A 14,671-nucleotide genomic window follows, 5' to 3' on the forward strand; every position below is an offset into this window, starting at 1 on the left:
TCGCGACGTCGGCACCCCGCTGTTCTGGGGACGCGGCGTTGTCACCTGCTAGCCCGGACGGGTGGGACGGGGCGGGGTCGTCCGACCGGGGCGTGGTCGCGCGTCGCGTTACACATTTTTACCCGATCGGGTGTATCTGACCTTTGGTAGCGACCTCGGAAAATGCCACGTTTGCGCAGCTCTCCCACGGCGGTGGCCGTCACCCTTAGGTTTGATCACCTAAGGGGGTCCTGATAGCAATGAGGCCCAAGGTGCACTTGCGGTGCCGCATGTCTTGGGGGAAGCGGCCCGGCCTTGGTCAATTCTTTGTCCGATGTTGATCCTCAAGGATTGTGGTAATGCCCATGACGTGCAGCTCGCGCGCGCAGATGGAATCCGCGCGCCGCGGCCGGCTCCCGGTCCGGCTCCTCGCCGTGGCCGGAGTTTCGACCCTGGCTCTGCTCACCGGAGCGTGCTCCGGCGGCGACAACGGCGACGTGAAGCCCGCCGCGGTGAGCCAGGAAGACCTGACCCAGCTGCCGGAGGCGACGACGTTCGCCACGGTGGCCAACGCCCCGCTCGACCCGCAGCCGACCGGCGGCGCGACGTCGGGCAAGGTGGTCCACCCGAAGGCCGACATCGTCGTGTACGACGGTGTCGGTGGCAAGGCGATCGCGAAACTGCCGTCGATCCAGATGGGATCGCCGACGTGGGTGCCGGTGGTTTCGGAGCAGGGCGAGTGGGCGCAGGTGCTGCTGCCGACCCGGCCCAACGCCGCCTCCGGCTGGATCCACCTCAGCAACGACGCCACCGAGACCGCGCAGAACGACTACGCGATCAACGTGAACCGTGCCGCCTTCACCCTGGAAATCCTGCAGGGCGGCAAGTCGATCGGGAAGTGGACGATCGGCACCGGCAAGCCCGAACACCCGACCCCGGCGGGGCGTGCTTACATCATCGCCTCGATCGAGGAAACGAAGAACACCTACAGCCCGATCGTCCTGCCGCTGAGCTACCACTCGGATTCGCTGGAAACCTTCGGCGGCGGCCCGGGCACGGTGGGCCTGCACACCTGGCGGGACAACAGCTTCTCCGGCCAGGCGAACAGCGACGGCTGCATCCGGGTCCCCTCGGAAGCGCTGACCGAGCTCGTCAAACTGCCGCTCGGCACGATCGTGAACATCACGTGACGCACTGAGCTTCTTCACTCTTCCCGCCGGCGGGCAGATGCACCATGGGGAGCCCGCCGGCGGATCATTTCCGCATTTCCCATTTCACGAAAGGTAATTCCTTGTCCACAAAGAAGGCTGTGGCCGGCGGCGTCGGTCTGCTCGCGACCGCGCTGGCCACTTCGGTTCTGCTCGCGCCGGCCGCCGGGGCGACCGCGCCCACCACGACCACCTCGGCCAACGAGACCGGCGTCAACTCCGCTTACGCGATCGCCGCCAAGGGTCTGCTCGGCGCCGACAAGAGCCCGTACGTCACCGACGCCGAGGGCTTCTCGCAGGAGTCGCTCGCCAAGCTGGACGTGCCGGGCCTGGCGCACGTCCGCCTGCTCAACGCCGCCGCCGGTGCCGGCCGGGCGCGCGCCAGCGTCGCCGACGTGAACATCGGCCTCGGCCTCGGCCGGCCGCTGCTGACCGCTTCCGCGATCGAGGCGACCTGCAAGGACGGCAAGGGCAGCTCCTCGCTGGCCAAGGCTCGGCTGGGTGACGCCACCCTGGACGTCGCCGCGCCGGCGAACACCACCGTCGCCGTGCCGGGCGTGCTCTCGGTCGTGCTGAACAAGCAGGTCAAGCACGACGACGGCTCGATCACCGTCACCGCCATCTCCGTCAAGATCGACAACGTGCAGACGCTCGACCTCGCGTCGGTCACCTGCGTGCCGGGCGACGACCACGACGGTGGCAAGCCGACCACGTCGCCGGGCAAGCCGACCAGCTCGAAGCCGAGCACCAGCGGCCACGCCCCGACGTCGACGAAGACCAGCTCCGGCGGCGGCGCCGGTGCCGGCGCGGGCGACAAGCCGGACGCCAACGGCAAGGCGCCGCGGCCGACCCCGGTGAAGGCCCACCTGGACGTGACCGGCTGATCCGGTCGTCCTCGGGTTCCCCATGAAAAGGGGCCTGCACCCACTGCGGGTGCAGGCCCCTTTTTCCGTGTTCAGTCCTCCGACTTGCCCGACTTCAGGCCACTGGAGATGAGTTCCATGACGCTGGAGTCGGCGAGGGTGGTGACGTCGCCGATCTGGCGGTTCTCCGCCACGTCACGCAGGAGGCGGCGCATGATCTTGCCCGAGCGGGTCTTGGGCAGTTCGGGCACGACCATGATCTGCCGCGGCTTGGCGATCGGGCCGATCTCCTTGGCCACGTGGTTGCGCAGCTCCTGCACGGCCTCCTCGCCGCCCTCGGCCGCGGAACCGCGCAGGATCACGAACGCGACGATGCCCTGTCCGGTCGTCGGGTCGGTCGCGCCGACCACCGCGGCCTCGGCCACGGTCGGGTGCGAGACCAGTGCGGACTCGACCTCGGTGGTGGAGATGCGGTGGCCCGACACGTTCATCACGTCGTCGACCCGGCCCAGCAGCCAGATGTCGCCGTCGTTGTCGTACTTGGCGCCGTCACCGGCGAAGTAGTAACCCTGGTCGGCGAAGCGGGACCAGTAGGTGTCGCGGTAGCGTTCCTCGTCACCCCAGATTCCGCGCAGCATCGACGGCCACGGCTTGTCCAGCACCAGGTAACCGCCGCCGCCCTTGCCGACCTCGGTGCCGCTGTCGTCCACGACCTTCGCCGAGATGCCGGGCAGCGGACGCTGCGCCGACCCGGGCTTGGCCGCGGTGACACCCGGCAGCGGCGAGATCATGATCGAACCGGTCTCCGTCTGCCACCAGGTGTCGACCACCGGTGTCTTGCCGGCACCGATGTTGTCGCGGTACCACATCCACGCCTCGGGGTTGATCGGCTCACCCACGCTGCCCAGGACCCGCAAGCTGGACAGGTCGTACTCGGCGGGGATGTTCTCGCCCCACTTCATGAACGTGCGGATCAGCGTGGGGGCGGTGTAGTAGATGGAAACCTTGTTGTTCTGGATGATCTCCCAGTGCCGGCCCTCGTGCGGGGTGTTCGGGGTCCCCTCGTAGACGACCTGGGTGGCGCGGTTGGCCAGCGGCCCGTAGACGATGTAGGAGTGCCCGGTGACCCAGCCGATGTCGGCGGTGCACCAGTAGATGTCCTCGCCCGGCTTGTGGTCGAAGACGATGTGGTGGGTGTAGGCGGTCTGCGTGAGGTAGCCGCCGGAGGTGTGCAGAATGCCCTTGGGCTTCCCGGTGGTGCCGCTGGTGTAGAGGATGAACAGCGGGTGCTCCGAGTCGAACGCCTCGGGTGTGTGCTCGGCCGACTGACTGTCGACCAGCTCGTGCCACCACAGGTCGCGGCCCTCGCGCATGGGGACGTCGTCGCCGGTGCGGCGCACGACGATGACCTTCTCGACCGACGGGGCGCCGTCGAGGGCCTCGTCGACGTTCGTCTTCATCGGGGCGGCCTTGCCACGTCGGTACTGGCCGTCGGAGGTGATCACGACCTTGGCTTCGGCGTCGTCGACGCGGGAGCGCAGCGCGGCGGGGGAGAAACCGCCGAACACGACCGAGTGCAACGCGCCGAGCCGGGCGCAGGCCAGCATCGCCACGATCGCTTCGGGGATCATCGGGAGCTGGATCGCCACCCGGTCACCCGAGCCCACCCCCAGCGAGATCAGGGCGTTGGCGGCCTTGGACACCTCGTCCTTGAGCTGGGCGTAGGTGATGTCGCGGGTATCGCCGGGCTCACCGATCCAGTGGATCGCGACCTGGTCCCCGTGCCCGGCCTCCACGTGCCGGTCCACGCAGTTGTAGGCGACGTTCAGCTTGCCGCCGACGAACCACTTCGCGACCGGGGCGTCCGACCAGTCCAGCACCTGCGACCACTTCGTGTCCCAGTGCAACCGCTCCGCCTGCTCGGCCCAGAACGCTTCCCGGTCCGCGTCTGCCTTCTCGTACCAATCGGCCTTCGCGTTGGCCTGCGCCGCGAACTCCTCGGTGGGCGGGAACGTCCGGTTCTCGGTGAGCAGGTTGTCCAGCGCGGGGGACTGCTCTGTCATGGTGCACGGCCTCCTGAAGTCACTCATCTCTGGCTGACGCCGGATGCACGGTAGCGACGTTAGCCCTCGCAATGAAAGACCGCAGCTCTTCACCTTCGGTGCCGTGTTGGTCACCGCACGCGATCGAGCAGTTTCTGCTGTGTCGCGGGCCACTCCTCGGCCAGAAGGGAGTAGACGACGGTGTCCCGGAGGCTCCCGTCCGGGCGAATCCGGTGGGCGCGCAGGACCCCTTCCCGGGCGGCGCCGAGCCGTTCGATCGCCCGCTGTGACCGCTCGTTGCCGTGATCGGTGTGCCAGGTGACCCGCACCGCGCCCAGGACGTCGAAGGCGCGCTCCAGCAGGAGCAGCTTGGCCTCGGTGTTGATCGCGCTGCGCTGCCACGGCGCGCCGATCCAGGTGTAGCCGATGGCGAGGCCGCGGTGGCGCGGGTCGATCTCGTAATAGGAGGTGGTGCCGGCGACCCGGCCGCCGGCGACGTCGATCTGGGCCCATGCGGCACGGGTGGGGTCGGCGAGGATGTCGTCGATCATCGCCCGGGTGGCGTCGGGGGTGGCGGGCCGGCGGAGGCTGAGCCACCGCCACACCTCCGGATCGCGGCCCGCCTCGTGCAGGCCGTCGGCGTGCTCCTGGCTGAGTGGTTCGAGGATGACGTGCTTGCCGCGCAGGACGGGCCGGTCGTGCCAGGACATGTCCTTGACGGTAGAGGCCGCGGTGGACCGGGAGCATATCCAGTTCCAGCTTGGTTTCAAGGTCCACTTCGCCGCCTCATATGCTCGCGGGTACGCGGCGAAGGAGGTCGGAGTGGCTGAGCGGGAAGAGCTCACCTGGCAGTTGTTCGGTTCGGCCAGCCGGGAGCTCGCCCAGCAGGTCGCGGACAGCGGGTACGAACCGGACGTGATCCTGTCCATCGCCCGTGGCGGGCTGTTCGTCGCGGGGGCGCTCGGCTACGCCCTGGACGTGAAGAACCTGCACGTCATGAACGTGGAGTTCTACACCGGCGTCGGCGAGCGGCTGGAGCTGCCGGTGATGCTGCCGCCGGTCCCCAACGCGGTCGACCTGACCGGCGCGAAGGTCCTGATCGCCGACGACGTCGCGGACACCGGTGCGACGCTGAAGCTGGTGCGCGACTTCTGCGCCAGCCACGTCGCCGACGTCCGCTGCGCGGTCGTGTACGAAAAGCCGTGGTCCGAGGTCAAGTGTGAGTACGTGTGGCGCCGGACCGACCGGTGGATCAACTTCGCCTGGTCGACGGAACCGCCGGTCGTCCACCGGAAGGGCCAGGTGCTGGACGCATGAGTGACCCACTGGCGCCGCTCCTCGAACTGGACGGCGTGGCCGACGCGGCCAAGAAGGCGCAGGACGCGGTCTTCGCCGTCCACCGACTCCCGGCGAACTTGCGCGGCGGCTCCGCCACCGCTGCCGAAGCATCGGTGCGCGCGGCGCGGGCATCGGCCGCGCTGGACGGCGCCGACCCGGAAATCCCGGCCGACGCCGAGGTGAGGGACCCGGTCCTGGCCGGCGCCTTGCGGGTCGCGGAAGCGAGCGAGTCGCTGCTCCCCACCTGGCGCCGCGCTCCCCGGCAGGCGCTGGCGCGGATGCACGTGCTGGCGGCCGCGGACCTCGTCACCGACCAGGACACGCTGGGCCGTCCGGGGCCGGCGGCCGGTGCCCGCCTCGACCTGCTGACGCAGCTGGTCACCGGCGCGACAGCGGCGCCGGGCCCGGTGCTGACCGCCGTCGTGCACGGCGAGCTGCTGGCCCTGAAACCGTTCGGCACCGCGGACGGCGTCCTGGCGCGAGCGGCCGCTCGCCTGACCATGACTGCGGCCGGCGTCGACCCGAAGGGCCTGAGCGTTCCCGAGGTGGCTTTCCTCCGCCGGGCATCGCGTTACCAGGAGGCGGCGGCGGCCTTCGCCACCGGAACCCCCGACGGGGTGCGTGAATGGCTGCTGTTCAGCTGCGAAGCACTCGAAGCGGGTGCGCGGGAAGCCAGAAGCATCGCCGACGCCGCCGGGTGACCGCCGCGCTACCCGTCTTCGAGTACTGGCGGGTGCATGCCGTCCCCAGCCGGCCGGTCTTGTCGTTGCCGGGTGCGGTGCCCCGGCCTCAGCTCGTCGCGCAGGCGAGCAGTGCCTCCCGCACGTGCCCACCGTTCGCGGCCAGCATTTCGGCGGCCGTCGCGGAGTCCACTCCGGACAGCAGGTGCACCAGCGCGACCTTCAGGTCACCGTCGGCCTCCGCGAGCGCGTGGGCGGCCTCCTGCTCGTCCGCACCGGTCGCTTCGGAGAGGATCCGCAGCGTGCGGCCGCGCAGCTTCGCGTTCGTCGCCCGGAGGCTCACCATCAGGTTCGAGTAGGTCCGGCCCAGCTTGATCATCGTCGCGGTGGAGAACGCGGTCAGCAGGATCTTCTGCGCCGAGCCGGCCTTCATCCGCGTCGACCCCGCGATGACCTCCGGTCCGGTGTCCACGGCGATGAACACGTCGACCCCGGCCGGCCGCGCCAACCGCGGGTTGCCGGACACCAGACCGGTCTTCGCGCCGAGCCGGCCGGCCTCCTGCAGCGCACCGAGAACGAACGGTGTGCGCCCGGAGGCGGTCAGCCCCAGCACGAAATCGCCTGCCCGCACCGAAGCCGACATCTCCGCGCCACCGGCGGTCGCGTCGTCCTCGGCGTTCTCGACCGCTTCGCGCAACGCCCGGTCACCGCCCGCGTGGTGTGCGACGAACCAGTCCGCCGGCACGTTGTACGTCGGCACGAGCTCGGCGGCGTCCAGTGTGGCGAGGCGACCGGAGGTGCCCGCACCGACGTAGTGCACCCGATGGCCGGTGCTCAGCGCCGCCACCGCGTGGTCCACCGCGTCCGCCAGTTCCGGCAGCACCTTGGCGACCGCGTCGGGGACCCGGCGATCCTCGTCGTTGATCAGGGTCAGGATGCCCAGCGTCGGCATCCGGTCGATCTCCGTCGTGCGGGGATTGCGCTGCTCGGTCGGAGAATCGACGTGGACCACCTGACTCGGCACCGTCACCATGCGTCTCACCGTTTCCTTCGTGCTCACTTTCCGGTCTCTCGCGGCCGCCTCCGGCCGTCCGGCCGCACGCCGAGGCGGTGCCCGCCGACGGCGTCCCGCGTCGCTTCCAGCGCCGCGGATGCGCTCTCCATGTGGCGCTGGGCCACGCCGATGAACAGGCAGTCGATGACCGTGAGCTGGGCGATCCTGCTCGCGGTCGCGCCCGACCGGAACGTCGTCTCGCGCGCGGCGGTGGTCAGGACGTGGTCGGCGACCTCGGTGATCGGCGAGCGCGGGAAGTTCGTCAGCGCCACCGTGGTCGCGCCGTGCTCGCGCGCCACCCGCAGAGCTTCGACGGTGTCGGTCGTCGCACCGGTGTGCGAGACGCCGATCGCGACGTCACCGGCGCCGAGCACCGCTGCCGAGGTCAGCATGATGTGGGTGTCCGACCACGCGAAGCACACGCGGCCGATGCGGTGCAGCTTCTGCTGCAGATCCGCGGCGACGAACGCGCTCGCCCCGACGCCGTAGACGTCGGTGCGGCCGGCGTTGGCGAGCAGGTCGATGACATGCTGCAGGGTCACGATGTCGAGCTGGTCGGCGGTCTCCTCCACGGCCCGTGCATCGGCGAAGCTGACCTTGCCCACCACGGCGGCCAGGTCGTCGTCGACCGCGATCTCGCCACCGATGTTGCGGGACGAGCGCGCCTCGGACCGGGCGGTGTCCGCGGCCAGCGCGATCCGCAGCTGGGGATACCCGCCCACGCCCACGGCCTTGCAGAACCGGGTGACCGTGGTCTCGCTGGTGTTCGCGGCGAGGGCGACCTCGGTGATGCTGCGGCGCGCTACTGCGGATGGGTCCTCGAGGACCACTTTGGCTACGCGCTGTTCCGCCCGCGCCAAACCGGGCAAGAGTGATCGAATCCGGACGAGCGGGCTGGTTTCGGTCTCCCGCGCGGCTGATCCGATCTCGTTCGGTGCCTGCGCGGTCACGGAATCGGGTTCCGATTCCGTGAGAAACTTACCAACTGTAGGCATTTGAGACAAGGTTACCCACATCCTTAGGGATGATCGCAACTCGTGCGCCCCTGCACGTCCGAGCTGCGGTGACTCAGTTGCCCGGAAAGTCGCCAACCACGTCCGAGTTGTTAACGTCATGAAGTTAACGACTTGGCAACTTACTGCGGTTCCCGAAACGGCCGTCGATCCTGGGTGGCGCGCGTTCGCCGCCCACTGTTAGGGACGGGCGAGCGCCAAAGGTATGACGCGCGTGGGCACATTTCCCGGCGCCGATGGAGCAGCGAGGCGGTAGCGCTGCGTGACGAACCACCGCGTCCGGAATTCAACGCGGTGTCGTTCGTGCTGGTTACTCGCCGACCGGGATGCGCGCCACGCCGGCCCCGACGGCAGGGCCGGGACGGAAGCTCACCTGAACGGCCGCGGGTAATTCGGCCCGCAGGTGTGGGCTACATCGCGTCGGCCAGCGCGGTCGACCAGGTCTCTCGCGCGGCGTTGATCGAGCCCCAGTTCCGGGTCGGGTGCACGCGGTTGGTGAGCAGGATCGCAAACGACCGTGACACCGGGTCGATGACCAGTGACGTGCCCGTGAACCCGGTGTGCCCGGCGGTCGCGGGCGAGGACAGCCCGCCCATGTAGAACCGCTGGTTCAGTTCGAAGCCGAGACCGTGTGCGTGACCGGGAAACGCCTGGTTGTAGTCGGTGAGCATGTCCCGCACGGTCCCCGGACGCAGGATCCGCGCGCCGCGGTAGGTACCGCCGTTGAGGATCGTCTGCGCCAGCACCGCCATGTCCCGTGCCGTCGAGAAGATGCCTGCGTGGCCGGACACGCCGCCGAGCGCCCACGCGTTCTCGTCGTGCACCTGACCGCGGACCATCCCGCGCGGGGGATCCGCCTCGAACTCGGTGGCTGCGATCCGGCTGAGCTCGCTCGCGGGCGGGTTGAACGTCGTATCGGTCATGCCGAGCGGCTGCGTGATCCGCTCCCGGACCACGGCGTCCAGGGACCGGCCGCTGATCCGCTCCACCAGGAAGCCGAGCGTCATCAGGTTGATGTCCGAGTACAGGTAGGCGGTGCCCGGCGGATTCGTCAGTGGACTGTCGAGCACGGCTCGGCGGCGTGACGGGATGTCCGGATAGCCCTGCCACAGGGCCGGTCGCGGGTCGGCCTCGAGGCCGGAGGTGTGCGTGAGGAGCTGGCGCACGGTGACGTCTTGCTTGCCGTTCACCGCGAACTCGGGCAGGGCTTCCGCAACCGGCTCGTCCAGGGCGATCTTGCCGTCCTCGACCAGCTGCATCACGGCGAGCGAGGTGAACAGCTTCGTGATCGACGCCATGTCGAAGATCGTGTCCGGGCGCATGGGAACCTGCTGCTCCGGCGGCAGCTCGGTGCCCGCCGCGTCGGCGAACCGGAGTGCCCCGCCCGTCGCGATCTCGTCGATGATCACGCCGTCGTGTGCGAGCAGGCCGACGGCGCCGGAGAAGTGCGGATGTCCGGTCGCCGGGTCCGGCTTGGTCCAGTCGGTCAGGAAGCCGTCGGCGGCGCGCAGCGGCGCCGCGTCGAGCCCGGCGTCGGCGGGCGTGCCCGGGCGAAGCACCGTGTCGGGCGGTGCGAACTCGTAGTGCGGACGGTCGACCCGCCCGGTGTGGGCTTGTTCGTTGATGGTGGTGCTCGCTCCGGGAATGGTCAGTGCGGATGCGGCCAGTACCACCGCGACCAGTAGTTTGCCCGCTCGCACGCCGGGCCTCACCGGTAGTGGAGGTAGGGCCGGCGACGGGTGCTGAACTCGCCGAGCTCGGACTGCCACGAGCTGACGATCTCGTCCACTCCGGCGCCACGATCGACCATGGTGCGCAGCCGGTCGGAACCGGACAGCTTGTCGATTCCGTTGTCGGGCCGCCAGCCGAACAGGCCGGGGTGCAGCTTCTTCGCGGTGACGAGCATGGCCACCGCGGTGCGGATGGCGTCGAACGAAGCCGGATCGGTGACCGTGAGCTGTACCCCGCCACAGGTCTGGTTCACGAACTTGCCGAACGTCGGCACGAAGTAGGTCTCGCGGAAGCGCGCCCCCGGCAGCGCGAGCGCAGTCAGCTCCTCCCGCCACCGCCAGTCCACACCGGGGGCGCCGAGGATCTCGAAGGGCCGTGTCGTGCCCCGGCCCTCCGAGAAGACGGTGCCCTCGAACAGGCCCGTGCCGGGGTAGACCAGTGCCGTGTCCGCGGTCGGCATGTTCGGGCTCGGTGGCGTCCAGTTCAGCCCGGTGTCGGCGAACAAGATGTCCCGTCGCCACCCCTCGGCCCACACCACCCGCAGGTCCGCCACGCGCACGCCATCGGCGGGGAGCAACTCGGCAGCGAAGTACTGCGCCAGCTCTCCGACGGTCATGCCGTGCTGCTGGACGATCGGTTTGAGCCCGACACCGGAGGCGAACTCCGGCCGCAGCATCGGGCCGTAAGGCTTGCCGCCGATGGGGTTCGGCCGGTCGAGCACGACGAACCCGGCACCGGTCCGGCCGGCGGCGGACATCGCCGTGTACATCGACCAGATGTAGGTGTAGAACCGCGCCCCGACATCGGCGATGTCGAACACGACCAGCTCAACGCCGGCCTTCGTGAACATCCCGGCCAGCTTCGCGGCGTCGGCCCCGTACGCGTCGTAGACCGGAATGCCCGTGCGTGGATCGGTGTAGTCGCCCTCGGAGCCACCGGCCTGTGCGCTGCCCCGGAACCCGTGCTCCGGGCCGAACGCGGCTACCGGGCGGACACCGGCGGCGATCATCGAGTCGACTACGTGGTCGCCGTTGCCGAGCACGCCGGTCGGATTGGAGAGCACGCCGATCCTGCGGCCGGCGAGCGCACGCCAGCCCTCACGGGCGAGGACGTCTGCGCCGGGAACCACCGATGCGCGAGGTGTCAACGCCGTCGCGGGTGCCGGCTCCGCCATCGCAGACCCGCCGGTGACGAGCGGTGTCGCCAACGCACCCGTGACCAGGAACCGGCGACGGCTGAGGTTCACCATGTCAGACCGGTCCGGAAGGGATACCGGATCTGCCCGGTGTCATCCCCGGCCGGGACCCCGACGGGCAGCTTGCCCTGTGGCGCGATCTCGCCCTTGAGCACCTTCGCCAGCGAAGTCATCGTCACGTCCCGCCAGTCGTACGTTGCCACCCAGGTCGGCACGTCGGCGAAGCCCGCGTCGTACGGTTCCTGAACGGTCACGGCGACGACCGGCTTCCCCGTGCCCAGCAGCTCACGTACGAGCTCGCCCTGACCGGTGTCGCTGCGCAGTCCGTTGGTCAGGACGACGACCGTGTCCGCTCCGCGTGCCGCTGTCACCGACTCCTCGATCTTCGCGGCGCTCGGTTTGGCGCCCGTCGAAACCGCCGTGCCACCGAGCTGTCCGGCCAGTGCCCGGACCGGCTCGGCCGGGTAACCGGGGTAGTCCGGGTTGTTCCACCCGGTCACCAGGATCTTGCCGGGGTTGCGCAGGGGGAGCAGCCCGGCGTCGTTGCGCAGCAGGGTGGTCGTGCGGTCGGTGACGGCCTGGATCGCGGCCCGGCTGGCCGCCGTTCCGACCGCCTGCCGGACTGTGCGCATGCTGACCAGCGGCTTCGCCACAATGCCGCGCTTGTCCTTGAGCTTGAGGATCCGCAGCACGCTCTGGTTGATGCGGTCTTCGGTGAGCCGCCCGCTCTTCACCGCGTCGAGGACGCCGTTGACGGCGAGGCCCAGGTCGGGGGGCATCAGCATCTGGTCGACGCCGGCTTCCAGCGCCAGCACCGGGATCTCCCCGTCGCTGTGCATCTGCCGCACGCCCGCCATCTGCAGCGAATCGGTGGCGACCACGCCGTCGTAGTGCAACTCGTCGCGCAGAATCCCCGTCATGATCGGCTTCGACAGCGTCGCCGGCTCTCCGGAGGGGTCCAGGCTGGGAACCGTGATGTGCGCGGACATGATCACGTCGATGCCGGCGTCGATCGCGGCCTGGAACGGGGGCAGGTCGACCTGCCGCCACTGCTCCGCAGTGCGGTTGATCGTGGGCAGCCCGGAGTGGCTGTCGGTGGCGGCGTCGCCGTGCCCGGGGAAGTGCTTGGCCGCGGCCGACACCGTCTCGGTCGCCGGTCCGGAGTTCTGGTACCCGTCGATCTCCGCGGTGACCATCTGGCTGACCAGAGCGGGATCCGCGGAGAACGATCGTGAGCCGATGACCGGGTTGAGCGGGTTGGAGTTGACGTCGGCGTCGGGTGCGAAGTCCTGGTTGATGCCCATCGCCCGCAGCTCGTGACCGTTCACCGTGGCGAGGGTGCGCGCGTCCTCGGCGCTGCGGCCGGCGCCGACGGCCATGCTGGACGGGAACTCGGTCGCCGGCGCGGCGATGCGCGTGACGCGGCCGCCCTCCTGGTCCGTCGAGATGATCAACGGCACCCGCGCGCCGGAGGCGAGCGCAGCCTGTTGCAGCCCGTTCGACAGGCGCGCGAGCTGCGCCGGGTCGTCCACGTTGTCGGTGCCGGAGTTGTTGAAGTAGATGACCCCGCCCGGGTGGTAGCGCTGGACGACCTCGGCTGGCGTGTCCACCCCGTACTTCTTGCGGTTGCCCTCGTCGGGCTGGTCGGCCGCCTTGCCCCACACGTCGGCGACGAAGAGCTGCCCAACCTTCTCCTCGAGCGACATGCGCTGCAACGTCTGCTCGGCCCAGCCGCCCTGAAAACCGCCCGGTGCGGCGGAGGCGGTGCTCACGGCGCTCACGCCGAGCACACCCGCGACCATCGCGGTAAGCACATGACTCCTCCGGCGCATCACGAACCTCCCCTGATGATGACTGCCGGCGATCGGGCCGGCACTGGGGGAAGCTACTCAGTCGCCGCGGAGCAGGTCAACGACCACCTTACTTTTGGCGGAGTCCGAAAGTGTCTTTCCGCGCCTGTCACCCACTTGGGCGAATCCATTGGACATAAAAATGCGCGGGCGCCGCCAGCGACATCGCCGGCGGCGCCCGCCCGCGCGGACCACTCGGGTGACCAAGCTGCAACTCATGTCGTACCTACGGGGACTCGGCGTCCGGCGTCCCGGTACGCAGTCCCTCGACGACAAGCCTCCCGCGGCGCGCTGCGCGTGGGTGCCCGGTAGTCCGCGCACGGAGATCTTCGGGGAGTGACGGGACTTCTCTTCGTCTCGTCCTTGGCCGAATGACGTCCGCACTAACTTTGTACCCAGTGGCGCGCGTCACTTCAAGGGGTCGGACGGGTGCACCGGTACAGACGCTCGATCCGGTGATGGTGCCACCGTCAGCGACTAGACTTCTCTGTTCCCCCACGGCGTTTGCGTGTCAGACCGTACCAGGTGACACCGGCCGCGGCCACCGCGCCCAGTCCCAGTCCGACGGCCAAAGTGGCCGGTGACGGTGCCGGGAAACGGCTGCGCAAGGAGACCGGTTTGGTGAACTCCAGCACCGGCCAGCCGTGCTCGGCCGCGGTCCGCCGCAGGAGCCGGTCCGGGTTCACCGCGTGCGGCCTGCCCACCGTCTCCAGCAGCGGAACGTCGGTGCTGGAATCGGAATAGGCGTAACACTCCGCGAGTTCGTAACCGTTTTCCACGGCCAGTTGCTTCGCGGCCACGGCCTTTTGCTCGCCATAACAGTAGAAAGCAATTTCGCCGGAATAGCGGCCGTCCACGACCCCCATTCTCGTCGCGACGCTCGCGGTCGCGCCCAGCATCGCCGCGATCGGCGCCACCACCTCGTCGCCGGCCGCCGACAGCACGATCACGTCGTGACCCTGCTCCCGGTGCCACGTGATCAGCTCGGCGGCCTCGGCGTAGACGAGCGGATCGACGATGTCGTGCAGCGTCTCGTTGACGATCGCACGCACCTGGGCGACGTCCCAGCCCTTGCACAACGCGGAGATCTCCGCCCGCATCCGCTCGGTCCGGTCCGCGTCGGCCCCGGAGAGGGAGAAGACGAACTGCGCGTAGGCGCTCTTCAACGCGGCGCGCTTGCTGATCAGCCCCTCCCGCAGCAACGGCTTGCTGAAGGCCAGGGCGCTGGAGGAGGCGATGATCGTCTTGTCCAGGTCGAAGAAGGCCGCGACCCCGGTTCCGGGGGCGGCGGGCTGATCGCTCGGCGGCGACGTGGAGGGTTCGGCCACCGGTTCAGGATAGGAGGAGGCCGTCCACCGGGTGTGAGGTGACCACGAACGGTACCGGCCGGTCGGAAATTCGTTGCCGTCGCGGGAAATCGATTGCCGGTGCCGTTACCGAATTGTGGGTGTCGCGGAGCACGTTCCGGCCGGTCCAGCCGAGTTAGAGTGGAGCGCATCCGGTGTTCCCACCGGCGGTTCAGTCCGACCCCCCGGGGCTGAACCCACGGCGACCCCCGTCCTCCCCCTGGCGGGGGTCGTCCCTTTTCACTCGCGCGCGGGCGCGGATCCTGTCACGGCTCACCGACGATTCTGCTCGGTAGAGCCGTTTCGGCCCTGAGTTGTCCACATGACCCTGGTTGTCCACAGGCTCAGCCGGAGCTCCTTGTCTCGGCATTG

General features: G+C 69.4%; 11 protein-coding genes and 1 pseudogene. 4 read left to right on the forward strand and 8 right to left on the reverse strand.

What is annotated here, in order from left to right:
• Positions 1–338: 338 nt before the first annotated feature.
• Together FHX46_RS03120 and FHX46_RS03125 are read left to right on the forward strand one after the other, a co-directional pair.
• Entirely contained in the window at positions 339–1,169 is an 831-nt protein-coding gene (locus FHX46_RS03120) for a L,D-transpeptidase (RefSeq protein ID WP_167103193.1), read from the forward strand.
• A 101-nt stretch (positions 1,170–1,270) separates the two neighbouring features.
• Positions 1,271–2,071: a choice-of-anchor P family protein gene (locus tag FHX46_RS03125; protein ID WP_208399988.1), complete on the forward strand. Its 801-nt coding sequence runs from the start codon at positions 1,271–1,273 to the stop codon at positions 2,069–2,071.
• Between the two features lie 71 nt (positions 2,072–2,142).
• Here FHX46_RS03125 and acs read toward each other — a convergent pair whose 3' ends face one another.
• Entirely contained in the window at positions 2,143–4,113 is a 1,971-nt protein-coding gene (gene acs, locus FHX46_RS03130) for an acetate--CoA ligase (RefSeq protein ID WP_167110460.1), read from the reverse strand.
• 110 nt (positions 4,114–4,223) lie between these two features.
• Positions 4,224–4,802: a GNAT family N-acetyltransferase gene (locus FHX46_RS03135; RefSeq protein ID WP_167110462.1), complete on the reverse strand. Its 579-nt coding sequence runs from the start codon at positions 4,800–4,802 to the stop codon at positions 4,224–4,226.
• Positions 4,803–4,914: 112 nt separating this feature from the next.
• Between FHX46_RS03135 and FHX46_RS03140 the strand changes: the two genes are divergently transcribed.
• Positions 4,915–5,409 carry a phosphoribosyltransferase gene (locus tag FHX46_RS03140; protein ID WP_167110464.1) on the forward strand — a complete coding sequence of 165 codons (495 nt, stop codon included), beginning with the start codon at positions 4,915–4,917 and terminating at the stop codon, positions 5,407–5,409.
• Positions 5,406–6,131, forward strand: coding sequence for an oxidoreductase (locus FHX46_RS03145; RefSeq protein WP_167110466.1), 726 nt, complete (start codon positions 5,406–5,408; stop codon positions 6,129–6,131). The genes FHX46_RS03140 and FHX46_RS03145 overlap by 4 nt, the downstream gene beginning before the upstream one ends.
• A gap of 88 nt (positions 6,132–6,219) precedes the next feature.
• Here the strand turns inward: FHX46_RS03145 and FHX46_RS03150 are convergent, their stop codons facing one another.
• The 6 genes and pseudogenes from FHX46_RS03150 to FHX46_RS03175 all read right to left on the reverse strand — a co-directional run bounded on the left by FHX46_RS03150 (position 6,220) and on the right by FHX46_RS03175 (position 14,281).
• Entirely contained in the window at positions 6,220–7,143 is a 924-nt protein-coding gene (locus FHX46_RS03150; RefSeq protein ID WP_167110468.1) for an N-acetylmuramic acid 6-phosphate etherase, read from the reverse strand.
• 23 nt (positions 7,144–7,166) lie between these two features.
• Positions 7,167–8,159, reverse strand: a complete 993-nt coding sequence (locus FHX46_RS03155) for a MurR/RpiR family transcriptional regulator (RefSeq protein ID WP_208399989.1) — start codon at positions 8,157–8,159, stop codon at positions 7,167–7,169.
• Between the two features lie 431 nt (positions 8,160–8,590).
• Positions 8,591–9,877: pseudogene (locus tag FHX46_RS03160) on the reverse strand (serine hydrolase domain-containing protein); the annotation flags it as partial.
• 8 nt (positions 9,878–9,885) lie between these two features.
• Positions 9,886–11,154, reverse strand: coding sequence for an exo-beta-N-acetylmuramidase NamZ family protein (locus FHX46_RS03165; protein WP_313886271.1), 1,269 nt, complete (start codon positions 11,152–11,154; stop codon positions 9,886–9,888).
• Positions 11,151–12,935 carry a glycoside hydrolase family 3 protein gene (locus tag FHX46_RS03170; RefSeq protein ID WP_167110474.1) on the reverse strand — a complete coding sequence of 595 codons (1,785 nt, stop codon included), beginning with the start codon at positions 12,933–12,935 and terminating at the stop codon, positions 11,151–11,153. The genes FHX46_RS03165 and FHX46_RS03170 overlap by 4 nt, the downstream gene beginning before the upstream one ends.
• A gap of 488 nt (positions 12,936–13,423) precedes the next feature.
• Positions 13,424–14,281 carry an HAD family hydrolase gene (locus FHX46_RS03175; RefSeq protein WP_167110476.1) on the reverse strand — a complete coding sequence of 286 codons (858 nt, stop codon included), beginning with the start codon at positions 14,279–14,281 and terminating at the stop codon, positions 13,424–13,426.
• Between the last annotated feature and the right edge of the window lie 390 nt (positions 14,282–14,671).

Origin of the sequence: Amycolatopsis viridis (assembly GCF_011758765.1) — a bacterium.
GTDB lineage: Bacteria > Actinomycetota > Actinomycetes > Mycobacteriales > Pseudonocardiaceae > Amycolatopsis_E > Amycolatopsis_E viridis.